Here is a 22,424-nt window from a genome sequence, read left to right on the forward strand (position 1 = left end):
TGTCGCAGGTGCAGCGAAACTCGAGCCATTTGGGGAAGCTATATGCGCGGTCCTCGGCAACTCCACGGCAATGACCGTGGATCTCGTCGTGCGTAACAGTACCGTCATCACGCCCGCGGGCCGGACGCCCGACGCGGGCGTCGCCGTCGAGGACGGACGAATCGTCGCCGTCGGCCGAAGCGACCGTCTTCCGGAGGCTGATCGCGTCCTCGACGCCGAGGGGAACGTGCTGGTTCCCGGGATTGTCGACTGCCACATCCACAACCGCGAACCCGGCCTCGAGTACAAGGAAGACTGGGAGTCCGCGACGCGAGCGGCCGCCGCCGGCGGCGTGACGACCGTCGTCGGGATGCCGAACACGGATCCCGTCATCGACAGCCCCGAGAACCTCGAGCTCAAATTCGAGCGCGGCGAGGCCTCGGCCCACGTCGACTTTCAGAGCTACGCCGTCGTCACGAGCGAGAACCTCGATCTTATTCCGGACATCGACGAGGTCGGCCCGCTCGGGTTCAAGGTCTTCCTCGGCTCGACAGTCGGCGACGTCCCGCCGCCGAACGACGGCGAGATACTCGAGGCCATGGAGAAGATCCGCGAGACTGGCAAGCGACTGGGTTTCCACGAGGAAAACGGCGAGATCATCGATCACTACACGGAGCGTTTCAAGGCCGAGGGACGAAACGAACCGATCGATCACTCCCACTCGCGGCCCGTGATCGCCGAACGGGAGGCCGTCGAGCGGATGATCACCTTCGCCGAGGAGACCGGCGCGAAGATCCACATGTTCCACGTTTCATCGGGATCGGCCGCCGAGGCCGTCGCCCGAGGGAACGATCGCGGCGTCGACGTCACCGCCGAGACGACGCCCCACTACCTCTGGTTCACCGAGGAGGTCATGCGCGAGAAGGGCAACGTCGCGCGGGTTCAGCCACCCATTCGGGATGCCGAGGAACGTGACAGGCTCTGGGAGGTCGGTATCGACGACGGCGTGATCGACTGCATCGCCACCGACCACGCACCACACACGCCCGCGGAAAAGAAAGTCGACGACCCCTTCGGCAACACCTGGGACGCGATCTCGGGGTTCGTCGGCCTCGAGACCGAGGTGCCGGCCATGCTCACCTTCGTCGATCAGGGTCGACTCTCGCTCGAGGAGTGGGTCCGCCGACACGCGACGAATCCGGCCCAGGTCTGGGGGATGTACCCCCAGAAGGGGTCGCTGCAGGTGGGTACCGACGCCGACCTCACGATCGTCGATCCGAATCTCGAGTGGACGGCGGACGGCGCCGACTTCCACTCGAAGAACTGCGTGACGCCGTTCGAGGGCGAGTCTTTCCGGGGGAAAGCGGTCGCGACCGTCGTCCGCGGCGAGGTCGTCTACGAGGACGGTGACGTGATCGGCGAATCCGGATACGGTACGCGCGTGGACGTCGATTAATCGATCGACCGAAGACGGAGTGTCGTTCGTCGCGACAGTTCTCAGTTCGTGAAAGTTGCGGTCGATTTATATACAGTATCCGTGCCACCGAATCTGGTAGGTAGACGAACATGACCGACGCAGACCCCACTGACGATATCGACCGCGAAACGGACAAGACGGAACAGCTCAGATCGGTTTTCCTCTCCGTCACCGACGGTGATACCGAACCGATGGTCGAATCACAACGGGAGGACTCCAACTCCCGGGAGATCCGCGAGGAGCAGACCGACGGGGTCGTTGGCCCGGCCGAACACCATGGGCTCGACGACGCGATCGGAGACCTCGAACCGGCTGATTGATCTCTGTCGAAGCCACCACTGACGACCGACTGGTTTCCGTTCCCGTGCTTTCCTTTTTCGCCGATTACGAACCGGTATCTTCACCTTTCCGTTACTCTGTGCTCCAATCTGCTGAGGCCAACTCTCGAATTCGGCAAGAATTTATATAATACATATATGGAGAACATATAATATGACGCTAGAAAAAATATAAATGAAATGCCATAGTTGTATCTAGTGAAATGTCTGGCAGACCCAACAGTACGGACGAGAGGACGAATCGATCGCGTCGAACCGTTCTGAAAGCCGTCGGTGGGACCGGGCTCGCAGCGGCGACCCTCCCCGGACTCGGTGCCGGGGCGACCGGTGATGGGTTCCTCTGTTCGGTCGGGATCCCCACGCTGTTCCAGAAAGACGAGACGCCGCTGGACCCGGAACAGGTCGGCGCCGTCAACGGCCAGTGGAACGCCGACGGGATCTTCATGCACCAGAACGAATCGCTCCGCGGCTGTGGTTGGTTCGGTGGGAACTGTGACTCATACACCGTCGATTTCCCGTTCGTCATCAGCTGGGCGACAGACGCGGACCCGGGCGATGTCGGTGACGTCTACGTGCGTCTTAGCATTGAGACACCCGGCACGTCCTACGGCGGCAACGGCTGGAGCTGGACGATCGAGAGTACCGAGACGACGGTCGAGAGCCAAAACGCCGTCGGCTCGCTCAGCGCCGAGTATCATACGGAAACCGGAATGCCAGGGAATCTGTTTCGACCCACGTACCTCGAGCTCGAGGTTGACTTCCAGGATTCCAACATCGCCGACGGAGTCGAGCGACACACGGTCGAGTTTGCGACCCCGAACGAGGGTCTGCTCGAGGCGGCGAACCTGATAGAGACGACGGACACCATCTACGATAACGGCGTCAGGATCGCGGATCGGCTTGTGAAAATTGACCTGAACACGCTGCGAAAGGCGGTCCGGCTTTGGGCATACTCGCCGACGGCCGGCAGCATCGATATGATCGACCCGAACGATCTCCCCGAGCAAGCAGTCGTGTCGGGAATTTCGGCGTTCAAGGGGCCGATCGAGGATCAACAGGAACGCAACGCCTGGGGCGCAGACGCGGTTCCGACCCTCTCCGGCCCGACGGTCGTTCGCCGTTCGTAGTCCCTCCGCGGGTCGATACCGGTTCTCGATCAGCGCTCGAGATCCGCGCCGACCGCTTCCTCGACCGACGAGAAGCCGTCGCGCTCGAGCAACGCAACGAGCCCCCGATTGATCCGCTTCGCGGTCGAGGGCCCTTCGTAGACGAATCCGGTGTACAACTGGACGAGCGAGGCGCCGGCCCGGATCTTCTCGTATGCGCTTTCGGCCGAGTCGACGCCGCCGACGCCGATGATGGGCAATTCGCCGTCCGTGTACTCGGCAAGTGTGCGAATGACCTCGGTCGAGCGACTTTCGAGGGGGTTCCCGCTGAGTCCGCCCCACTCCTCGCGCCGGGGTGACTCGAGTCCCTCGCGACTCGTCGACGTGTTCGTCGCGACGATGCCGTCGAGATCGAACTCCCGGACGATGTCGACCAGGTCGAAGACTGACTCCTGGGGCTCGTCCGGGCCGATCTTTACCAGTATCGGGACGTCCCGATCGTTTTCGGCCTCGAGCGTCTCGAAGATCGCCCGGAGGTGGTCGGGGGAGGCCTCGTCGAACTCGTCGGGCGTGTTCGGACAGGAGACGTTGACGACGACGTAGTCGGCGAACGGCGAGAGCCGATCGAAAACGCGCCGATAATCCTCGATCGCCTCCGCTTCGCTCGAGGAGTTCATCTTGCCGACGTTGACGCCCAGCGGGACGTCGGGGGTGCCGTCGGCCGCGAGCCGCGACTTGACCTGCTCCATTCCCTGCCCGTTGAAGCCCATCCGGTTGATCATTCCCTCGTCCTCGCGCAGGCGGAAGAGTCGGGGCCGGTCGTTGCCCGCCTGCGGGTAGGGCGTGACGGTGCCGATTTCGACGAAGCCAAAGCCAAGCGCTTCGAGGGCGTGGGTCACTTCGGCGTTCTTGTCGAAGCCGGCGGCGACGCCGACCGGGTTCGGGAACGTGGTATCGAACAGGTCGACCTCGAGCGCCGGATCGTCGTACCGATACGCGTACGAGAGGGCTGCACGCGTCGGCCACGTCGACTGGGCCGCCCGGAGCGTCCGTTTGCCCAGATCGTGGGCCGTCTCGGCCGGCAGTTTGAACGCGAAGGGGCGAACCCGCGAGTACAGCGTCATTGCCGGGACGTGAGAGCGGGCGACAGGTAAACGTCCCGAAGCGGTCGCGACCGACCACTCGTCGAGTCGGCCGCGATCAGAGTGACTCGAGTGCGTCGCTCACGTCCGAGACCGACCGCAGGTCGTCCAGGGCTGCCAGCGCGTCGTCGACGGCCACAGATGCCGGGGCGTACGCGGCGCACATCTGGAACTTCTCGTGGAGCTCCTCAATCGAGAGCGGGTCGTCGTGGGTGCCCGGCGGCCGCTCTTGCATGCGTTCGTGGGTCTCGCCGTCGCGGGTCGTCGCCGCGACGTGGGCGGCGTTGGAGTCGTAAGGCAACTCGTCGTCGACGGCCAGCGAGACCCGTTCGCGAACGGTCTGGACCGCCGGCTCGTCGATGTTGTCCTCGTCGAATGCGGCGAGTCCGACGTCCCGGTCGGCGATCGCGCGTCCGATCAGGTACGGCATCGAGAACTTCGCCTCGAGCCCCGTCGCGGGGTCGTCGTGGGCGAGCGCGTCGGCCGCGCCCTGGGAGGCCGTCACCCGAACCTCGTCGATATCGGCCGCCTCGAGGGCGTACTCCTCGGCGAGCTCGATCGCGGCGTAGATCGCGGCGTGGGTGTAGTAACAGCAGGGATACTTCTTGACGTCGATGCCGTCCTCGCACAGCGCCCAGTGCGAGCCGAGGTCGGGCACCCGCTCGAGGTCCGGTTCGCGGTCCCCGTGATAGAGGTCGAAAAAGCCACGGTCTCCGTCGACCGCTCTCGAATCGGCGGTTGCGCCCTCGGCAGCGAGTAGGGCCGCGGTCGTGCCTGATCGAGCGGCCTGACCAGCGTGGATCGACTTGGTCGTCGTCCCGAAGTTTCGCTTGAGGCCGGCCGGCATCGAGGCGGCGATATTGAGCGCGTGTTCGGCGTGGTCGGGGGAGAGCTCGAGCAGGTTCGCAACGGCCGCGGCGGCACCGAAGAGGCCGATCGTCGAGGTGGCGTGCCAGCCGCCCTCGTAGTGACCGGGGCTGATCGGTCTCGAGAGGAAGTGTTGTGCCTCGAAACCGGCGACGAAGGCCGTGAGAACGTCCTGTCCGGTCGAGCCCTCGCGCTCGCCGACGGCCAACAGCGGGGCGACCATCGGCACGCTCGGGTGGCCGTCCATCGCCGCCAGCGCGACGTCGTCGAAGTCCAGCGCGTGGCCGGCGGTCGCGTTCGCGAAGACGGCGTCGGACAGCGGGAGTTGCCGGTCGCGACCGAGCACCGTCGTCTCGCCGGTTTCGGCGGCGGTCGCACTCGCGGCGACGGTCCCGCCCTCGGCACCCGTTCCCGCGAGGGTCACGCCGACGGTATCGAGTATCGCGCGTTCGGCCAGTCGACGCGCGTCGTCGGGCACGTCGTCGTCCGAGAGCGATGCCACGAACGCGGCGAGGTCGGTTGCCACGCCGCTCTCGCCTGCGGGCATCGCTACAGATCCTCCGGAAGCAGGATTCCCATCCAGCCGTGGTCGACCAGCGCGTCGACGAACTCGTGGGGGTACTCCCCCTCCGCGGCGTGTCGACGCCAGTACTCGGCGTCGTAATCGGAGCAGACGTTACGAACGCTCGAGCGAACGAGCTGCTGGCTTTCCGTCAGCTCGACCGCATCGCGCAGGAGTTGGGCCATCGGGTTAGCCTCATCTAGTCGGGCAAAAAGCGTTGCGCCGCTCCCCCTCGATTTCCGGAATTTCGGACCCGTTCGCTATCCCCCAAATCGGTCTCGTACCCGCTCCCTGAGCGCGGTCTTTCGGACCTTCTCCCCGTTCGGTCCCTCCGTCGTGGGGAAGCCGTCGACGAACTCGAACGCTTCGGGGACCTTGTAGTCGGCCACGCGGGACTCGAGGAACGCCTCGAGGCCGTCGGACGTGGGCTCGTCGCCATCGGACTCGACGGGAACGACGAACGCGACCGGCACCTCGCCGTGGCGGGGATGGGGCGCGCCGACGACCTCGCAGGAGCGAACGTCGGGGTGGTCCTCGACGGCGGCTCCGATCTCGCGGGGTGCGACGAGGAAGCCGCGAACTCGCAGGGCGTCGTCGAGCCGCGACCGATAGTAGACGTACCCGTCAGCGTCCGTCTCGGCGAGATCACCGGTGTAGAACCATCCCTCTTCATCGAAGGCCGCGGCCGTCGCCGCCGGCTTGCCGAGGTAGCCGTCGGCCAGTAGATACCCCCTGATCGCCAGTTCGCCCTCCTCGCCGGCCGGCAGTTCCGCGCGCGTCTCGGGATCGACAATCTTCGACCCGATCTCTGGGTGGATCGGCGGCCCGCCGACGCGTTTGCGTCGCTCTGCCGGATCGTCGGGGTCGCCGACGAAGATCTGACTGTTGGCCTCCGAGAGTCCGTAGGGCTGGACCACCGGGAAGCCGAACGTCGCTTCGATGCGCTCGAACAACTCCTCGTCGAATCCCTTGCTGATGAAGCCCACGACACCCGTCTCGACGGTCTCGACCCGCGATGGGTCGAAGACATCGTGCTCGAGCATCCGTTCGAACATCACGCCCAGCCCCGTGAGGTACGTCGCGTCGTACTCGTCGACCAGCCGAATCGTCTCGCCGGGGTCGAAGTGAGTCTGCGTCACGAGCGTCGCTCCCATTGTGAGTGCGCTGAAGAGCGTGTTGTACCCCCAGATGCCACAGAACGGAAGCGTTGCGACACCGACGTCATCCTCGGTCACGCCGAGATGGTCCGCGACGTGGGCGGAGTGATTTAGCAGCGACCGACTCGACTGGAGACACCCTTTCGGATCACTCGTCGTCCCGCTCGTGTAGAAGATCGCTGCCGGGGCCTCGGGATCGCTCGCTGGCTCGAGATCGTCCCGATCCCGCGCTCGGCCGGTCTTCAGGACGTCGTCGTAGGCTCGCAGCGCCGGCAGGTCGGCCGACGGCTCGAGGCTTACGGCCGCCTCGAGGGTGGGAATCGAATCGGGATCGAACTCCTCGGCCGACTGCTCGCGAACTTCGGGAACGGCCGTCGCGAGCATCTCGTGGTAGTCCCGTCCGAGCAGTGCGTCCTCAGTGACGAGGACGCTCGCGCCCGAATCCTCGAGCATGTACTTGAGTTCGTGGGTTCGGTAGCGGGTGTTGACCGCGACCATCGCCGCGCCCAGCAACGAGGTCGCGAGCTGACAGGCGATCCACTCGGGGCGGTTTCCCAGCCAGACCGCGACGACGTCGCCCCGGGACACGCCCACATCGGCGAGCCCGCGGGCGAGTGCGCGACTCTCCGCGAGCAGGTCGTCGTAACTCCACACTGTTTCGTCGAAGACCACGGCCCGGCGCTCCGGGTCGGTCGCTGCCACTGACGCGATCCCCTCGTAGATTGTCTCGTCTGGCCACGCAAGCATGACTGGTACGCTCGACAACGGAGTAGCAGCGTAAAATCGTTGCGCGCCAGTAGCAGGCAGCCAGGAGATGCTATTAGGATCGACCGTCAGTTCGCGGATCGCATCGAGAGCGGTGCATCGACGCCGTTCGAGGCGACCGTGGCTAGCACGAATAGGATCATGATGATCGCTCCGAGAACCGATCCGGGGATCGAGAGCACGCCCATTGCTGAGATGAGCAGAAGACTACTGCTCGCGACGATCGCAGTCCGGAAATACGCGCTCTCGACGCGGGCAGTGGCCGATCGATCGGCGTCGGTTCTCGGTCGCTCGAGTTCGTTGTCCGACGCCTCGAGATACGGTCGGAATATCTCCAGTCGATCGGTCGGTCGCACGACCCCGCGGGGCTGGTCGTACTCGATGATTCCCTTCTTGTCGAGTTTCGGAAGATGTGACTGATACAGCGGAATGTAGACGCGCTGGCGCTGGGCAGATGTCAGTTGCGCCACTGTCGTCTCGTGTTCTTTCGCCGCGACGTGCTCGGCGACGTCGCGCATTTTAGTGAGTTCGTCCTCGTCGAGCAGATACCGAATCGCCTCTCGTCTTCGATTCGTCTGGAGAACGTGAAAAATATCGTCCGGAGATAGCTCGGCCGTCTCGTCGAACTGCGGATCGCTGGAGGGCGTATCCGAAGTACGGGATGGGATATCGAATCTGGTGGTCATGCGCTACGGTCAGGAAACGAGACCATGTCTACGTAAATCCTTCGAGAACCCATTCTAATTAAAGCATTCCTAGATAACTGATGAGATAGTGAACTATTACCAATGATTTTATTGAATTCAATATGGTAAAGAGGTGCAAGCGGTCGCTCGAGCGTCAGGCGAATCCGTCCGACCGTTCGCAGTGTCGGTCTAGGTTGAAAATACGGTGCGAGCGTGATAACTCTGCTACCAACAGTGTTTGGTGTGAGTGAGTCGGTCCCACTGAAAAACCGACGACACGACTGCGCCGACGGTACGACTGCGAGGTTGCATGGGTCCCGGCAGACGGGAGCCAGTCACCGGTCGTCGATGTCCTCTGCGTCCGGGCCGAACTCCGAGGCGAGCAACTCGGGAACGTCCGCCGGTGTTACGTCCGAGTACCACGCGTTTCGCGGTTGAATCGAGAGTGCGGTTCCGCGCTCGCTGCACAGCCCCAGACACGAGGTCGTACTGACTGAGACGCTCGTCCAGAACGCGTCGCGATCACGTAACCACGCTTTCGCCGCAGCGACAGTCTCGTCGGCCCCGGCGCCACCGCAACTCGCGTGTTCGGAATCGCGATCGGTGGTGCAGACGAACACGTGGGCCTCGAGGCGTTCGCGGTGTTCTTCGGTCCGATTCTTCATGGACTGCTCAGCAGTTCCTCGCGTTGCTCGGTGGGCGATCGCCCGTTGGATCGCGGCCGAAGCCAGCCGAAGCACCCGGCTACGAGGATCCACAGGGCGGCCTGGCTCAGGACGGTCAGTCCGCGGAACGCGGCGACGAGATCAGCCGGTATCGCGCCGGATTCGACGATGGTCGGCGCTGCGATTGCGGTACCCGCGACGAGGACAACGATGGGAACCGCCGCCGTAACCACTCCGAATGGGAGACTCCGAGCCGACCCGCGGATATACCCGTATATCGATGCCGACGCGACGACTGCGCCGACGGCGATGAGACCGACGTAGATCGCGATCCGAAGCGTCGGATCGTACGCCTGTTCGGCCCCCGGTACCGTCGGCGGCAACACCAGCCACGGCGCGACCGAGACGGTGAGGAAGCCGGCACCGGCCAGTACGTAGACCTTGACGTTCCCGCGGCCAGGCAGCGCCGGCTCGAGGAAGTAGAAGCCGAGGGCGAAGACGCCGCCCAGCAGGATTCCCCAGAGGACGCCGCTGCCGATGCTCACAGCGGCTGTCGTCGCTTCGCTTACCGCATGTGCGTGTTCGCCGGCAGCGTGGGCGTGCTCATCGGCCTCGTGAGCATGTTCGCCGCCCTCGGCGAGTGTCTCCATGTACCCGATAAGCGGGTTCGCAACGAACGCCATATACGCGCCGTACGCGATCCCGGCGATCGCGCCGGCGAGGACGCCGCGCTCGAGGTAGTCGACGAGCATCAGTGACAGATCACGCCGGCCGCGTGCCGGAAGTTGTGCATGGAGTCGTGGGCCAGCGGCTCCTGAAGGAACAGCAGTGTGAACGCCAGCGCCGCGACGAACGCGAAGACGGCCACGAACTGGCCGGTCGTGAGGTCATCGCGTGCGGTCCCGATTCGATCGTGAACGGTTTCGGTTGTCGTCATACAAGTCAGCTTTCTCTACTGAAAGTCCGATTGTAAAACTACCGATCGTCCAGCAGTGCCAGGGATTGGACACGCGTCGGTCGATCGGCGAGGACGCCGTTAAACTGACACGAACGACCGAATCGAACCCGCCAGAACGGACGACTGCCGGCGAATAACGAAATCGTTTTCCTACGGCTACCGCTTGGTTCGACTAACAACTAGAGTTATGAGTGCTCAACAACGGTCGCCAGGAGGGAAACGCAGTGGCGGTTGAACGCCTGCTCGTCCCGCTGTCGGACACGGTGACCGTTCGCCAGACGGTCGGCTATGCCGTTCAATCGGGGCTCGAGAGCGCCGACTCGCTCGAGTGTCACCTCGTCGTCGCGATGCCCTACGACGCCGACGTCCCGGAGAGCGAGCAGTACAGCGAGGACGCCAACGGCCTGCTCTCGCGGGCACGAAACTGGGTCGAGGAGGACGCCGGCGACGCCGACGTGACGATCGAGACGGCGATGCTCGGGACCGACGAGTACCTCTTCGGGCCGCGAGACTACGCCGAAATCTTCGACGCCTACGTCGACGAACACGGGATCGACCGCGTCGTGCTCGATCCGGAGTACCAACCGGGCGTCACCGCGCAGATGCTCCAGCCCCTCGAGCGCGAACTCGAGCGCATCGGGGTCGCCTACGACGAGGCGCCGGTCGAGCGGTCGGCCCGCCGCGGTCGTCTCGCCGGCGGGACCGAGGACTTCGACCGCCTGTTCGCGACGTTCCTGCTCTCCTACGGCTTCTATCTCGTCCTCGGGGATCCAACCTACTGGTTCGATCTCCTCACCGGCGCTGCGGTCGCCGGTATCGTCGCCGTCTCGCTCGCACGGGTGACGTTTACCGTGCCGCTTGACCGCGTGCAGTCGCCGCTTCGGATCGTTCGGTTCACCATCTACATCCCGTACCTGCTCTGGGAGATCGTCAAGGCCAATCTCGCGGTCTCGGCCGTGATACTCCGGCCGTCGATGCCGATCGAACCCACGCTGACTCGCGTCAACTCCCGCGTGCGAAGCGGCCTGCCGCTGCTCGCGCTGGCCAACAGCATCACGCTCACGCCGGGGACCCTGACCGTTCGGGCCACCAACCAGCAGCTGCTCGTCCACACGCTGATTCCCACCGCCCGCGACGACCTCTTCGACGGCGGGCTCGAGCGAGCGATTCGATTCGTCTTCTACGGTCGGGATTCGGCGGCGATCCCCTCGCCGAGAGAACGCGGTGACGCCGAAATAGTCGGGGGTGACGAACTGTGACTCCGGTCCCGCTCGAGGATGTCTTCCTCGCCGCGGCCGCGCTGTTCGTCGTCCTTGCGATCGCGATGTTCTATCGCGCGATCGTCGGCCCGACGACGCAGGACCGGTTACTAGCAGTGAACGTCCTCGGGACGAACACGGTCGTTATCCTTGCCCTGCTAGCCGCGGGGCTCGATCAGGCGTGGTTCCTCGACGTGGCGTTGATCTACGCGTTGTTGAACTTCCTGATGTCGATCGCGATCTCGAAGTTCACCGTCGAGCGAGGTGATGTCCTGTGATCGAGGCGATCCGATTCTGGGCGATCGTCGTCCTTCTCGGGTTCGGTGTGCTCTTTACCCTCGTCTCGACGGTCGGCGTCATCCGCCTCCCGGACATTTACGCGCGGGCTCACACCGCGTCCCAGACGGACACCCTCGGGGCCGGGTTCGCACTCGCCGGCGTCGCGTTGGCGTTTGGCTGGCAGCACGCGGCGGTCTACACCGTCTTGCTTCTGTTTTTCGTGTTCATCACGAACCCGACGGCAGCCCACGCGATCGCTCGCTCCGCGGCGGAGACCGGTGTCGAACCCGTGCTCGCGGACGAGGGCGCTGAGACGGACGAAACAGAGACCGCTACCGAAACGGACGGTGAGCCGTGATGAGCCTGTTCGCGTATATCCTCGTTGCGTTCATCTTGGTAGCGGCCGTTGCGACGGCGCTGTTCCGCGACGTGCTATCGGTGATCATCGTCTTCGGCGCCTACAGCCTCGGAATGGCGATCCTCTACACGTTCCTGTTGGCCCCCGACGTTGCGATGACCGAGGCCGCGATCGGTGCGGGCGTGACGACGCTGTTGCTATTGCTGACGATCGCCCGCACGACGCGGCCCTCGACGGATCGGCTCACGGAACGAATTCACGTTCCGGCGGTCGTCGTCGTCGGGGCGTTCGTACTCGTGCTCTGTACCGCCGTCCTGCCCGAGATGTATGCGGTCGGCGGCACGGAGACGCCGGTCTGGTCAAACCCAGAGGTGACCCAACATTACATCACGGAGACGTACAACCAAACCGGCGTCGAGAACGCGGTGACGTCCGTCCTCGCTGCCTACCGTGGCTTTGACACCTTCGGTGAGGCGGTCGTCGTCTTCGCTGCCGGCGTCTCGACGCTGCTCGTCCTGAAACGTGAGGTGTTCGCCTAATGTCTGGATCCATCGACGATACCTACACCGAAAGTCAGGTGATCATGACCACCGTCAAGATCATCGCACCGTTTACGCTCACCTACGGGCTGTTCATGACGTTCCACGGTGGCGACGCCCCCGGCGGCGGCTTCCAGGGCGGAACCATCGTCGGCGTTACTGTCCTCATGCTCGCCTTCGCCTTCGGCATCGAACCGACTCGACAGTGGCTCCGGAACTCGTTTCTCGCCGGTCTCGTCACCGGCGGGGTCGTCATCTTCGGCGCTATCGGCCTCGCAATGGTCGCCATCGGCGGGGACTTCCTCGAGTTTACTATGCTCAAGGAAGTCTTCCACATCAAACCGAAGTGGGGGCTCGAGGCCGTCGAAATCGCCGGCATCTCGCTGATCGTCTCCGGGACCATCATCAGCCTCTTCTTTACGATGGCAGCGGGGTTCTCGCCCGACCGACCGAGCGGGACCGGTGGCGTCAGCGGCGTCGATGCCACCGACACACCCGATTCACCCAACGCAGAGGTGAGCGACGATGATTGAACTCTTGACGAGCCACTACACGTACGTGCTGTTGTTCGTCCTGCTGGGCCTCGGGATCTACATGGTGATCGCCAGCGAGAATCTCGTGAAGAAGCTGATCGGGGTGAACCTCTTCCAGACGGCCATCTTCCTGTTTTTCATCTCGATGGCCTATATCGAGGGCGGCTCGGCACCGATCGTCCCTCACGAGGGAGTTCCGGGGGAGGTCATGGTTGCGAGCCCACTGCCACAGGTCATCGTGTTGACCGCCATCGTCGTCGGCATCGCGCTGACGGCGGTCGGACTGGCCCTGATCATCCGCATCTACGCGGAGTACGGGACGCTCCGCGAGGACACCCTTCGAGAGGTGCGTGCCGATGAGTAGTATCGACTTGCTCTTGCCGCTGCTGATTGCGGTCCCCATCATCACCGCGACGCTCCCGATCGCCCTCGGACTCCGGTACGACCGAACGGGCTGGTCCGTCGCCGCACTCACGACGACCGGTCTCCTCGCCGGAGCCCTCGCCCTCGCGAGCGTCGTCTACACGGACGGGCCGGTGAGCCACACGCTGGGTGGCTACCCCATCGAGTACGGGATCCAGCTCGTCGCCGACGAGTTCTCGACCCTGATCACCCTGCTCGTGACGACGGTCGCCACCGGCGTCCTCGCGTACACGCGCCGCGGCGGCCCGCGCGGGAACACGTTCTACACCGCGTACCTGCTGTTAGTCGCCGGCTTGCTCGGCATCTCGATGACCGGCGACGTCTTCAACCTGTTCGTCTTCCTCGAGATCACGAGCATCGCGACCTACGCGCTCGTCGCGAGCGGCGACGGCCCGGAGGCGGCGGTTGCCTCCCTGCAGTACCTGATCCTGGGAACCGTCGCCGCGTCGATGTACCTGATCGGCGTCGCCTTCGTCTTCATGGCGACGGGGACGCTCAACATGATCGAACTCGCCGACGCGATTCCAGCGGCCGAACGCCCCGTCCTGATTCGGGCCGGCTTCGCGTTCATCGTCGTTGGCTTCGCCGTCAAGGTCGCCCAGTGGCCCCTGCACACTTGGCAGCCAAGCGCCTATCAGCGGGCACCGGACGGTGTGACGCCGCTGATCGCCGCACTGGTTTCGACCGCCTCCGCCTACGCCTTCGGCCGGGTGATCGTCACCGTCTTCGGCGTCGACTATCTCGCCGCCATGCCGAACGCGGCGTCGATCGTCGTCACCGTTGGCTGCGTGAGCGTCCTCGCGGGAACCGTCCTCGCTGTGATCCAGACCGAGGTCAAACGAATGCTCGCCTACTCCTCGGTCTCGCAGTTCGGATTGGTCATCGCCGCCTACGGAGTCGTCATCGCGGGCAGTTCCGAAACGGCGCTTATCGGTGCGATCGTTCACCTCGTCGGCCACGGGCTGTTGAAGGCCGGCCTCTTTCTGGCGGCCGCCGTCGTCGCGACGAGCTATGGAGCTCGCACCGTCGACGAGTACGCCGGACTCGCAAGGGAACGCCCGTTCGTCGCCGGTTCGATGGCCGTCCTCCTGCTGGTTCTGGTCGGCGTCCCGCCGGGCGTTGGCTTCGTCGGCAAGTGGTACATCGCCCTCGGTGCCGTTCAGTCGGAACTGTGGCCCGTCGCCGCCGTGATCTTCCTCAGTACTATGCTCACCCTCGCCTACGCCGCCCGTCTGCTCGAGAAGATGTACTTCACACCACCGCTCTCGGTCGGTTCGGCGGACGCGCCGGGCTCGATCGCGACGGACGGCGGAACTGCCGACGCTGACGACGGCTTCGCCGGCACTTCCACGCACGGCAACGCCACCCCCGACGCCGTCTCGATCGGTATGATCGCGATCGTCGTCGGCTTCGCGCTCGCCGCTGTTGCGCTCGGCTTCGCCGGCGGGACGTTCGCCGACTTGCTCGAGCCGTTCATCACGGAGGTGTTCAACTGATGGTCGCAGATCTCCGACCGCTCGCCGCCGTGTTGGTGTCGGCGGTCGCCATCGTTCTGATCGTCGCGTCGCATCGCCGGCCGAACCTCCGGGAGGGCTGGTCCGTCCTGGCCGCTCTCGCGAAGTTCGGCATCATCGTCAGCATGCTCCCCGCGGTCATGGACGGCACCGTCTTCCGGTGGAGTCTCGCGGAGTCGACGGGAATTCAGTTCCTCGCAGGCATCGACTTCGCCCTGCGAGCGGACCCGCTGGGGATCTTCTTCGCGCTCCTCGCGAGTTTCCTCTGGATCTTCACGTCGTTCTATGCAACGGGGTACATGCGCGGACTCGACGAGCACTCCCAGACCCGGTTTTTCGCCTCGTTCGCGGCCAGTCTCTCGGCTGCGGTCGGGATCGCCTTCGCGGCGAACCTGGTGACGATCTTCGTCTTCTACGAACTGCTCTCGCTGGTCACCTATCCGCTGGTCGCCCACAACGAGGACAACGAGGCCCGCATCGCCGGCCGGAAGTACCTCACGTACACGTTCTTCGGCGGCGGCGTCTTCCTGCTGGCCGGCACCGTCCTGATCTACTGGCTCACGAGTCTGGTCAGTTCGGGGCCGACGCTCGCCTTCGAGGCGGGCGGTATCGAGGCGCTCGCGACGGCCGCGCAGGCCGAACCGGTCTACGCACAGGCCGCGTTCTTCCTGCTCATCGCCGGCTTCGGCGTCAAGGCCGCGCTGATGCCGCTGCACTCGTGGCTCGCCGACGCGATGGTCGCCCCCACGCCCGTCTCCGGGCTACTCCACGCCGTGGCGGTCGTCAAATCCGGCGCGTTCGGCATCGCTCGAGTCATCCTCGAGGTTTTCGGTCCCGGACTGATTCGCGACCTTCCGCTGGACGTACCCGGCATCGGCGAGGTCGGACTGAACATCCCGGTTGCGATCGTTGCCGCGTTCACGCTGACCGCGGCGAGCATTATCGCGATGCGGAAAGACCACCTCAAGCGCAGGCTGGCCTATTCGACGACGGCACAGCTTTCTTACATCGTGCTCGGGCTGTCGATGCTCCATCCCTACGCCATGGTGGGGGCCCTTTTCCACATCCCCGCGCACGCGTTCGCGAAACTAACTCTGTTCTTCTGTGCCGGATCGATCCACGTCGAAACCCACACGGACTACATCAGCGAGATGGCCGGCATCGGCAAACGCATGCCGCTGACGATGACCGCATTCACCGTCGGCGCGGCCGGCATGGCCGGCCTCCCGCCGGTCGCCGGCTTCGTCAGCAAGTTCTACATGCTGATCGGGGCCGGCTACATGGGCGGCGAGTACTGGCTATTCGCCGGCGCACTGTTGCTCTCGGCCGTGCTCAACGTCGCGTACTTCTGGCCGGTCGTCTACACGGCCTTCTTCGAGAGCGAGGACCGCCACGACGCCAAACCGCTTCTCGAGTTCCCACGGGGTGGAGTACTGCGATCCTACGGCGGGACCGATTCGGACGACGATCACGTCGCCGCTGACGGCGGGGATCCGACCGACAGAACGGAGACGGCCGACGCGACGGACGGGGAGCCCGCAGATGAGGAGGAGTTCGAGTACGCCGTCGACAAGTACCCGAGCGATCACACGACCGCCGACGGCGCGGACGCGACGAGCCACTCCGCCGACGCTCGAGCGTCCGAAACCGGTGATCACGCCGATGACGACGACGCACCCGATCACGACGATCACGGTGACGCCGTCGATGCCGTCGATCACCACGGCGATCATGACGATCACCTCACCGGCGGCCCGCCCGCAGACGGCTGGCAACGCCGCTCGCCGTTCGCCGAGAGCACGTGGCTCATGCTCGCGCCGATTGCCGTCATCGCGACGGGCGCGATCGTCCTCGGAATCGGCCCCGACTACGCCGTCTTCCTCGAGTTAGCGACTCGGATCGTCGAGGGCGTCTTCGGGATGCCGTTCGAGGAGCTGGGCGGCGTTCCGCTCGACGAACTCGTGACGGAGGTGAACGACTGATGGAACTCGAACTCCTTTCACTGGCCTACCCGCCGCTTATCGTCTTCGTGGCGGCCCTGCTCGTGCTCGTCCTGCCGCGAATCGCCGGCTTCGCCGTCGGCGCGCTCAGCCTCGCGGCGGTGCTGGCGATCTCGCTGGTCGCCCCCGAAGGCCAGCACCTCGCCGGAACCTTCCTCGGGTTCGAAGTCGTCCCGTTCTACGTCGACGACTTCTCCCGAATGGTCGGCCTCGGCCTCGGCTTTTTGGGCGTCTGTAGCGTGATTTATGCGTACTCGAGCGAGGCGAGTCGAACGCTGGTCGCGTTCGCGCTCGTCTACGTCTCCTCATCGATCGGGGCGGCGTTCGCGGGCGACTGGCTCGTCCTCCTGTTCATGTGGGAGCTGATGGCCGTCACCAGCACGCTCGTGGTCTGGCACTACGGCGGCGAGGCGGTTCGGGCCGGCTTCCGGTATGCGCTCTTCCACGGCACCGGTGGGGTGCTCGTGATGATGGCGGTCGCCATCCACTACGTCGAGACCGGTACGTTCGTCTACACCGAGGCTGGTATCGCTAATGGGATCCCGGCGCTGCTCGCGGTGCTCGGGATGGGCGTCAACGTCGCTTTCATCGGGTTCCACACGTGGCTGCCCGACACCTATCCGCGACCCCACTTCGCAGCCTCGGTGTTCCTCTCGGTCTATACGACGAAGACGAGCGCATTCGTTCTCTACCGGGCGTTCCCAGTCGGCGGCGAGAGCGACCTCTCGATCTACATTGCGTACATGGGCGGCCTCATGGCCGTCTACGGCGCGACCTTCGCGCTGCTCCAACACGACATGCGGGCGCTGCTCTCCTACCACATTCAGGCCCAGCTCGGCTACATCGTCGCCGCGATCGGGATCGGCTCTAACCTCGCCGTCGCGGGCGCGATGAGCCACCTGTTCAACAACATCCTCTTCAAGAGCCTGCTGTTCATGGCCGTCGGCGTCGTCATCTACCGGACCGGCGAGGAGGACCTGTACGATCTCGGTGGCCTCTGGCGCGAGATGCCCCTGACCGCGATCGGGTTCGGTCTCGGCGCGCTCTCGATCACCGCGATCCCGGGCTTTAATGGCTACGTCAGCAAGGGAATGATCTTCGACGCCGCCAATCCGGGCTACTACGGCCAGCCCGAGTATCAGGCGCTGTACTGGCTGCTCTGGCTCGGCGCGATCGGAACGCTGCTCTCCTTTATCAAGCTCGGCTACTACGTCTTCTTCCACGGCGAGAGCGACCTCGAGGTCGCCGACGCCAAACCCGGCCAGACCGTCGCGATGCTCGGCCTCGGCGGTGCCTGTCTCCTCTTCGGCGTCTGGTGGCAGGGGCTAGCCGACCTCGCGCCGACGATCCACGGGAGCCATTTCGCGTTCTCCTACTACGGTGGCGAAAGCAACCTTCACCCCTACAGTCCGAGCCACCTCGAGACGGCCGGGATCCTCACGGGGGTCGCGGCCGTCGCGTTCGTCGTCGTCCGAAAGCCGCTCTCGAAGCTGGATCTGGGCGATCCGGCGATGGCCGTCTACCCCGTGACCTACTACCTCAGCCGGTGGACGATGCTCGCAGTGACGGAAACCTACGCTATCGTCGACGCCACTGTCGTCGGAGCCGTCAAACGATGCTACTGGGTCGGGAACAACCCCGTCCTCGCCGTCGACGCGGCCGCGCGGCGGCTCCCGCTGGTCGATGTCGACGACCGGCGACCGACCGACGGCGGCCGGCCCTCGACGATCCACCTCCGGACGAGCATCGGGACGAGCATCCTTCTGCTGACGCTCGTCCTGACCGTGATCCTGTGGCTGCTGGTCGTTTAACTTGACCGAATTGACAGAGTGGTACTGTGAAGTATCGGTGAGAAACCGATTATTTCGGACGGGGTATCCACCGTGCGGTGGCGCGCGCTGGGTCGCGGTGAGTCACTGACGAACCGCGACTCGATGCTGTGCGAGGTCTTCGTGAATAGTGCGGGACTCTGGTCCCGCATACCATGCGAACGGGCGCGAAGCGCCTGTGAGAAGACGGAGTGAACGAAGGCTTGGAAGACGCTTTGCGTCTTCATGTGGATGAGCGAGTGGAACGAGCGAATCGGTTGGGGAGGGCGTGGCTATTCCGTGGTGCCACGATAGCAGGACACTCCTTTTCCGACACCGCTATCAGAACTCACTGTTCCGTTCACTACTGTACCGAGTACAACCAAAGGAAAATCACAGCATCGAATGCGATCAGTACAAGTTCACGAGAAAACGATCGTCTATCTTCATTTAATCCGTCTCCGTCGACTCGTCTCCCTCGACCGGATCGGCGTCGACGACCGTAGACTGGGAGTCCGGAAGAACGATCGACTGCTCGAGCACAGACGCCCGAAGCGTCGGCTTCGACGCCGTCGACTCCTGTCGGTACGACGCCCCCGATCGATCCCGGCGGACGCCCCGCGGCGTCAGATAGTCACCGTCGACGTCGATCCCGGCCCCCTCGCAGAGTCGCCGCAACACCGACCGGGCTCCTTCGGTGGTAATTGCCGGCGGCGCGATCGAGCGCTCGCGGGCGAGTTCCGTCGCCGTCGCGTCCTCGTGCAGGGACTCGATCGTCTCGTCGTCGTACCCCCGATCGCGCAGCACGGAGCGCACGCGACCGGCGATCGACGGTGCGTGGGCCGTCGGGAACAGCGGCCAGTCGTTCGACGGCGGATCGAGGACGACCCGGTAGCGGCGCAACGGAGTCCGTGCGCGTGCGGGGAGGGGAACGTCCTCGAGTCGCTGGGACTTCCCGAGAACCCGGATCGTCCCCGTATAGAAATCGACGACGTCCCACGTGGCACCCGTCCGGCGGTCGTCGTCGGGGACCCGGAACAGCTCCGCGCCGCGGACCGTCGAGTGAGCGAGGACGGCCACCATCGCGTACTCGCGCAGTCGACTGCGTCGCTCGTGCAGCGACTGACCAGTATCGAGTGCCCGTTCGCGGACGTAGCGCTCGAGTTCGCGACGCTGTCGCGCGGTCCAGAAATCGCTCGTCGGTCGCTCGTCGGCGGTCGGCAGCGCGGCCTCAGCGCGGTCGGTCGCGGCGGGGTTCTCCGCGAGGATCCCACCGCGAACGCACCACGAGAGGAACGCCCGGACGACCGCGTAGTACGTCCCGGCGGTCGAGGCAGTGTACTCGTCGCGAGCGGTTTTGCGCCGGAGTTCCTCGGCGTACGCGCGCATGTGTTCGACCTCGAGCGCGAACAACGAGGTCAGTCTGTGTTCCCGATCGAGCCAGTCGGCCCACCGGCGGAGGATCGATTCAGCGTTGGACGCGTACGCTCCGGCACCCGAACCGTTCGGATCGCCGACGGCCTTTCGCTGCAGGTAGGCGTCGACCGCGTCCGTGATCGCCACCTCCGTCACGACGTGATCACCCACTCGGGCTCTGCACGACGGATTGTCGAGGGTCGCCACTCCGGATTTCGGCCGCCGCTCGGCTGCTCGAGGGGGCTATCACCGCGCCACGAACGGATCGTGAGGGCGACGCCTCGGCTCATCAATTGTTCCATACTGCTCCGTGGCCCTAAATCTGTGTTTCGGTCTCGCGGAGCCGGAAAAAACGCGGATCGATCACGCCTAGATGCGAGAGCATCGCAGCCAAAAGACTATGTTAATTGAACAATTAATTAGTAACGCGAGTACTCATGAACGGAGTAGACGGAAAGACGGCCGTGGTAACGGGAGCTGGATCTGGAATTGGGCGTGCATCAGCGGAACGCTTTGCCGCGGAGGGGGCAAACGTCATCGTCGCAGATATCGTTGCGGAAACCGGTCGCGAAACGGTCGACCTGATCGAGGATGCCGGCGGTGATGCGACGTTCGTCGAAGTTGATGTCAGCGATTTCGAGTCAGTCGAGAATATGGTCGATGTTGCAGTCGACACGTACGGAAGCCTCGATTTTGCGCATAACAACGCAGGAATTCTCACGGGGTTTGCAGGAGTAACTGACATCGAAGACGCACAGTGGGACAAGCTCATGGATATCAACCTGAAAGGCGTCTGGGCGTGTCTGAAAGCCGAACTTCCCGTCATGGAAGCGCAGGGGAGCGGCGCGATCGTCAACACCGCGTCCGAATCCGGGTTGGTAGGGATGGGGGGACTCGCCAGCTATTCGGCCAGCAAACACGGTGTCGTCGGACTCACGAAGACGGTCGCTCTCGAATACGCGACGCGAGGCATTCGAGTGAATGCCATCGCACCGGGACCGACGAACACGAATATCCAATCCGGGATGTCGGGAGGCGGCGATCCGTCGGAAATGGAGTTCGATACGTCGGCTATGATCGACGTCCCGATGGACCGCATCGCGGACCCGGAAGAGATGGCCGGCGCGGTCGCGTTCCTCTGTTCCGATGATGCCTCGTATATCACCGGCCACACGCTCCCCGTCGACGGCGGTCAGGCGGCCGACTGAGCGACCGTCCTCTACGCACCGAGCTGACGATCAGGTCCAACGGGAGTCAAAAACTCAGCGATATCGACGCTATCCGTCTGCTTACGCGTTTCGACTCACTTCACAGGGGAGCGACTCGAGACCGTAGAGGGCGCTCAATGGCTCGAGATCCGACAAATCCGCATCCAGGCGGTCGAAACGGTCGAACAATCGGTCCAGGGCGACGTCCGCTTCCATCCGTGCGAGATGGGCGCCCAGACAGAAGTGGACTCCCGTGCCGAACGCCATATGGCGGTTCGGATGCCGCTCGGGCCGAAACTCTTCGGGAGAATCGAAGATTTCCGGATCGCGGTTTGCGGCACCCAGCCAGAGCGTGAGGACATCCCCGGCCCGAATCCGTTGCCCGTTTAGCTCGACGTCCTCCACGGCGATACGCTTCAACGATTGGATCGGGGATCGGTATCGAAGCGCCTCTTCGATGGCCTGTGTGTGATCGACGTCCCCCGTCCGAATCGCGTCCGTCAGCCCGTGTTCTTCGACGGACCAGATCGCGTTGGTGAGGAGATTCGTCGTCGTGATGTTGCCCGCGAGGAGGAGCAGCATGCAGAACCCGATTTGTTCACCCCTGGATAACTCCTCTGCGTTCGCCGCGAGCGTAATGAGGTCGTCGCCGTCGCCGCCATCGCGCGCTTCCAGTAACTCCGCGAAGTACCTCCCCATCGCTCGTTGGGCCTCCTCCTGTTCCTGTTGTACCCGTTCCATCTCCTCCGGGGTGTCGTCTTCGGGTCGCGCGACGAGTGCGTCCGACCACGCTTTGAACTGATCACGACGGTCGGCAGGAATTCCCAGTAGTTCAGCGATGACGATGACGGGAAGCGGAACCGCGAACTCGTCGACGAAGTCGAAACGATTCTCGTCCTCGAGGTCGTCCAGCAGGTCCTCCGTTACCTCCTCCACTTGTGACTGGTACTCTCGTATCGCTCCCGGCTGGAATCGCCCGTCGACGAACCCCCGGAGCCGGGTCTGTGTCGGTGGATCGGTCGTAATCATCGTCTGAAGCATCGGGAGACCGTCGTCATTATCGTCATCGTCGTTCGAGGACTCGTCGGTGTCGAAAGCGCGGTTGGCCGTAAACGTGTCGTGGTCTTTGAGCACGCGTTCGACGTCTTCGTATCGAAAGACATCCCACGTCTCTCGCTGCTCGTCGTAGTGAACCGGCGTCTCCTGACGCATTTCAGCGTACCACTCGAACGGCGAGAGTTGCCCTGCGCGGCTTCGGATGGCTTCAGGTGACCGGCCCACTCCAACGACTGAATCGGGTGACTCCATGAATTAATTGATCATTTAATCAGCTGTAGTCCTTTTGGTGCATTCTCGCCCGCATTAACCTAGGCGTACAAACATGT

24 protein-coding genes are annotated in these 22,424 nt (G+C 64.1%); 13 read left to right on the top strand and 11 right to left on the bottom strand.

All coding sequences use genetic code 11. From position 1 onward, the window contains the following. The first annotated feature begins 70 nt into the window (after positions 1-70). From allB to ACEWFR_RS14625, 3 genes are all read left to right on the top strand, one after another. The gene (allB, locus tag ACEWFR_RS14615; RefSeq protein WP_374061745.1) at positions 71-1,435 is read left to right on the top strand and encodes an allantoinase AllB; all 1,365 of its coding nucleotides are present in this window, start codon (positions 71-73) and stop codon (positions 1,433-1,435) included. Between the two features lie 110 nt (positions 1,436-1,545). Continuing rightward, complete coding sequence (locus ACEWFR_RS14620; protein WP_098726405.1) at positions 1,546-1,776, top strand: hypothetical protein; 231 nt, start codon at positions 1,546-1,548, stop codon at positions 1,774-1,776. A gap of 221 nt (positions 1,777-1,997) precedes the next feature. Next, complete coding sequence (locus ACEWFR_RS14625) at positions 1,998-2,921, top strand: hypothetical protein (protein WP_374061746.1); 924 nt, start codon at positions 1,998-2,000, stop codon at positions 2,919-2,921. 29 nt (positions 2,922-2,950) lie between these two features. On the opposite strand, the gene ACEWFR_RS14630 is transcribed toward ACEWFR_RS14625, so the two are convergent. From ACEWFR_RS14630 to ACEWFR_RS14665, 8 genes are all read right to left on the bottom strand, one after another. Next, positions 2,951-4,024, bottom strand: a complete 1,074-nt coding sequence (locus tag ACEWFR_RS14630) for a quinone-dependent dihydroorotate dehydrogenase (RefSeq protein WP_374061747.1) — start codon at positions 4,022-4,024, stop codon at positions 2,951-2,953. A gap of 76 nt (positions 4,025-4,100) precedes the next feature. Continuing rightward, positions 4,101-5,456, bottom strand: coding sequence for an MmgE/PrpD family protein (locus ACEWFR_RS14635; RefSeq protein WP_374061748.1), 1,356 nt, complete (start codon positions 5,454-5,456; stop codon positions 4,101-4,103). Between the two features lie 2 nt (positions 5,457-5,458). Then, entirely contained in the window at positions 5,459-5,656 is a 198-nt protein-coding gene (locus ACEWFR_RS14640) for an acyl-CoA dehydrogenase family protein (protein WP_374061749.1), read from the bottom strand. Positions 5,657-5,731: 75 nt separating this feature from the next. Further along, on the bottom strand, positions 5,732-7,375 hold the full coding sequence (locus ACEWFR_RS14645; RefSeq protein ID WP_374061750.1) for a class I adenylate-forming enzyme family protein: 1,644 nt from the start codon (positions 7,373-7,375) through the stop codon (positions 5,732-5,734). 86 nt (positions 7,376-7,461) lie between these two features. Beyond that, positions 7,462-8,079, bottom strand: a complete 618-nt coding sequence (locus ACEWFR_RS14650) for a hypothetical protein (protein ID WP_374061751.1) — start codon at positions 8,077-8,079, stop codon at positions 7,462-7,464. A gap of 335 nt (positions 8,080-8,414) precedes the next feature. Continuing rightward, positions 8,415-8,744: a ferredoxin gene (locus ACEWFR_RS14655; protein ID WP_374061752.1), complete on the bottom strand. Its 330-nt coding sequence runs from the start codon at positions 8,742-8,744 to the stop codon at positions 8,415-8,417. Then, positions 8,741-9,496, bottom strand: coding sequence for a CbtA family protein (locus ACEWFR_RS14660; RefSeq protein WP_374061753.1), 756 nt, complete (start codon positions 9,494-9,496; stop codon positions 8,741-8,743). The genes ACEWFR_RS14655 and ACEWFR_RS14660 overlap by 4 nt, the downstream gene beginning before the upstream one ends. Beyond that, positions 9,496-9,681 carry a CbtB domain-containing protein gene (locus ACEWFR_RS14665; protein WP_374061754.1) on the bottom strand — a complete coding sequence of 62 codons (186 nt, stop codon included), beginning with the start codon at positions 9,679-9,681 and terminating at the stop codon, positions 9,496-9,498. Before ACEWFR_RS14665 ends, ACEWFR_RS14660 begins: the two co-directional genes overlap by 1 nt. A gap of 245 nt (positions 9,682-9,926) precedes the next feature. On the opposite strand from ACEWFR_RS14665, the gene ACEWFR_RS14670 reads away from it, so the two are divergent. The 9 genes from ACEWFR_RS14670 to ACEWFR_RS14710 are packed head-to-tail and all read left to right on the top strand — an operon-like array spanning position 9,927 to position 18,418. Next, positions 9,927-10,961: a monovalent cation/H+ antiporter subunit E gene (locus ACEWFR_RS14670; RefSeq protein ID WP_374061755.1), complete on the top strand. Its 1,035-nt coding sequence runs from the start codon at positions 9,927-9,929 to the stop codon at positions 10,959-10,961. Then, positions 10,958-11,239 carry a cation:proton antiporter gene (locus ACEWFR_RS14675; RefSeq protein WP_374061756.1) on the top strand — a complete coding sequence of 94 codons (282 nt, stop codon included), beginning with the start codon at positions 10,958-10,960 and terminating at the stop codon, positions 11,237-11,239. The genes ACEWFR_RS14670 and ACEWFR_RS14675 overlap by 4 nt, the downstream gene beginning before the upstream one ends. Beyond that, positions 11,236-11,598 carry a monovalent cation/H(+) antiporter subunit G gene (gene mnhG, locus ACEWFR_RS14680; protein WP_374061757.1) on the top strand — a complete coding sequence of 121 codons (363 nt, stop codon included), beginning with the start codon at positions 11,236-11,238 and terminating at the stop codon, positions 11,596-11,598. Before ACEWFR_RS14675 ends, mnhG begins: the two co-directional genes overlap by 4 nt. After that, a complete protein-coding gene (locus ACEWFR_RS14685; RefSeq protein ID WP_374061758.1) occupies positions 11,598-12,137 on the top strand; it encodes a DUF4040 domain-containing protein in 540 nt (179 codons plus the stop codon). Before mnhG ends, ACEWFR_RS14685 begins: the two co-directional genes overlap by 1 nt. Beyond that, positions 12,137-12,670 carry an MnhB domain-containing protein gene (locus ACEWFR_RS14690; RefSeq protein WP_374061760.1) on the top strand — a complete coding sequence of 178 codons (534 nt, stop codon included), beginning with the start codon at positions 12,137-12,139 and terminating at the stop codon, positions 12,668-12,670. The genes ACEWFR_RS14685 and ACEWFR_RS14690 overlap by 1 nt, the downstream gene beginning before the upstream one ends. Beyond that, positions 12,663-13,034, top strand: a complete 372-nt coding sequence (locus ACEWFR_RS14695) for a cation:proton antiporter subunit C (RefSeq protein WP_374061761.1) — start codon at positions 12,663-12,665, stop codon at positions 13,032-13,034. Before ACEWFR_RS14690 ends, ACEWFR_RS14695 begins: the two co-directional genes overlap by 8 nt. Beyond that, positions 13,027-14,589 carry a proton-conducting transporter membrane subunit gene (locus ACEWFR_RS14700; protein ID WP_374061762.1) on the top strand — a complete coding sequence of 521 codons (1,563 nt, stop codon included), beginning with the start codon at positions 13,027-13,029 and terminating at the stop codon, positions 14,587-14,589. Before ACEWFR_RS14695 ends, ACEWFR_RS14700 begins: the two co-directional genes overlap by 8 nt. Continuing rightward, a complete protein-coding gene (locus ACEWFR_RS14705; RefSeq protein WP_374061763.1) occupies positions 14,589-16,589 on the top strand; it encodes a proton-conducting transporter membrane subunit in 2,001 nt (666 codons plus the stop codon). The genes ACEWFR_RS14700 and ACEWFR_RS14705 overlap by 1 nt, the downstream gene beginning before the upstream one ends. After that, positions 16,589-18,418 (top strand): Na(+)/H(+) antiporter subunit D, encoded by a 1,830-nt coding sequence (locus ACEWFR_RS14710; RefSeq protein WP_374061764.1) that lies wholly within the window; start codon positions 16,589-16,591, stop codon positions 18,416-18,418. Before ACEWFR_RS14705 ends, ACEWFR_RS14710 begins: the two co-directional genes overlap by 1 nt. 447 nt (positions 18,419-18,865) lie before the next feature. Here ACEWFR_RS14710 and ACEWFR_RS14715 read toward each other — a convergent pair whose 3' ends face one another. Continuing rightward, a complete protein-coding gene (locus ACEWFR_RS14715; RefSeq protein ID WP_374061788.1) occupies positions 18,866-19,987 on the bottom strand; it encodes a tyrosine-type recombinase/integrase in 1,122 nt (373 codons plus the stop codon). After that, complete coding sequence (locus ACEWFR_RS14720) at positions 19,984-20,121, bottom strand: hypothetical protein (protein ID WP_374061765.1); 138 nt, start codon at positions 20,119-20,121, stop codon at positions 19,984-19,986. The genes ACEWFR_RS14715 and ACEWFR_RS14720 overlap by 4 nt, the downstream gene beginning before the upstream one ends. Positions 20,122-20,268: 147 nt before the next feature. On the opposite strand from ACEWFR_RS14720, the gene ACEWFR_RS14725 reads away from it, so the two are divergent. After that, positions 20,269-21,039, top strand: coding sequence for an SDR family NAD(P)-dependent oxidoreductase (locus tag ACEWFR_RS14725; protein ID WP_374061766.1), 771 nt, complete (start codon positions 20,269-20,271; stop codon positions 21,037-21,039). 81 nt (positions 21,040-21,120) lie between these two features. Here ACEWFR_RS14725 and ACEWFR_RS14730 read toward each other — a convergent pair whose 3' ends face one another. Then, positions 21,121-22,347: a cytochrome P450 gene (locus tag ACEWFR_RS14730; protein WP_374061767.1), complete on the bottom strand. Its 1,227-nt coding sequence runs from the start codon at positions 22,345-22,347 to the stop codon at positions 21,121-21,123. Between the last annotated feature and the right edge of the window lie 77 nt (positions 22,348-22,424).

It is taken from the genome of Natrinema sp. H-ect4 (assembly GCF_041894845.1).
Taxonomy (GTDB): Archaea; Halobacteriota; Halobacteria; order Halobacteriales; family Natrialbaceae; genus Natrinema.

Bases quoted from the DNA above. Each gene is read 5' to 3' on its own strand.
- ACEWFR_RS14630 (WP_374061747.1), bottom strand. From the start codon at position 4,024: ATGACGCTGTACTCGCGGGTTCGCCCCTTCGCGTTCAAACTGCCGGCC.
- ACEWFR_RS14725 (WP_374061766.1), top strand. From the start codon at position 20,269: ATGAACGGAGTAGACGGAAAGACGGCCGTGGTAACGGGAGCTGGATCT.
- ACEWFR_RS14705 (WP_374061763.1), top strand. From the start codon at position 14,589: ATGGTCGCAGATCTCCGACCGCTCGCCGCCGTGTTGGTGTCGGCGGTC.
- ACEWFR_RS14695 (WP_374061761.1), top strand. From the start codon at position 12,663: ATGATTGAACTCTTGACGAGCCACTACACGTACGTGCTGTTGTTCGTC.
- ACEWFR_RS14660 (WP_374061753.1), bottom strand. From the start codon at position 9,496: ATGCTCGTCGACTACCTCGAGCGCGGCGTCCTCGCCGGCGCGATCGCC.
- ACEWFR_RS14620 (WP_098726405.1), top strand. From the start codon at position 1,546: ATGACCGACGCAGACCCCACTGACGATATCGACCGCGAAACGGACAAG.
- ACEWFR_RS14690 (WP_374061760.1), top strand. From the start codon at position 12,137: ATGTCTGGATCCATCGACGATACCTACACCGAAAGTCAGGTGATCATG.
- ACEWFR_RS14655 (WP_374061752.1), bottom strand. From the start codon at position 8,744: ATGAAGAATCGGACCGAAGAACACCGCGAACGCCTCGAGGCCCACGTG.
- ACEWFR_RS14625 (WP_374061746.1), top strand. From the start codon at position 1,998: ATGTCTGGCAGACCCAACAGTACGGACGAGAGGACGAATCGATCGCGT.
- ACEWFR_RS14720 (WP_374061765.1), bottom strand. From the start codon at position 20,121: ATGAGCCGAGGCGTCGCCCTCACGATCCGTTCGTGGCGCGGTGATAGC.
- ACEWFR_RS14640 (WP_374061749.1), bottom strand. From the start codon at position 5,656: ATGGCCCAACTCCTGCGCGATGCGGTCGAGCTGACGGAAAGCCAGCAG.
- ACEWFR_RS14665 (WP_374061754.1), bottom strand. From the start codon at position 9,681: ATGACGACAACCGAAACCGTTCACGATCGAATCGGGACCGCACGCGAT.
- ACEWFR_RS14645 (WP_374061750.1), bottom strand. From the start codon at position 7,375: ATGCTTGCGTGGCCAGACGAGACAATCTACGAGGGGATCGCGTCAGTG.
- ACEWFR_RS14700 (WP_374061762.1), top strand. From the start codon at position 13,027: ATGAGTAGTATCGACTTGCTCTTGCCGCTGCTGATTGCGGTCCCCATC.
- ACEWFR_RS14730 (WP_374061767.1), bottom strand. From the start codon at position 22,347: ATGGAGTCACCCGATTCAGTCGTTGGAGTGGGCCGGTCACCTGAAGCC.
- ACEWFR_RS14710 (WP_374061764.1), top strand. From the start codon at position 16,589: ATGGAACTCGAACTCCTTTCACTGGCCTACCCGCCGCTTATCGTCTTC.
- ACEWFR_RS14650 (WP_374061751.1), bottom strand. From the start codon at position 8,079: ATGACCACCAGATTCGATATCCCATCCCGTACTTCGGATACGCCCTCC.
- ACEWFR_RS14685 (WP_374061758.1), top strand. From the start codon at position 11,598: ATGAGCCTGTTCGCGTATATCCTCGTTGCGTTCATCTTGGTAGCGGCC.
- allB (WP_374061745.1), top strand. From the start codon at position 71: ATGACCGTGGATCTCGTCGTGCGTAACAGTACCGTCATCACGCCCGCG.
- ACEWFR_RS14635 (WP_374061748.1), bottom strand. From the start codon at position 5,456: ATGCCCGCAGGCGAGAGCGGCGTGGCAACCGACCTCGCCGCGTTCGTG.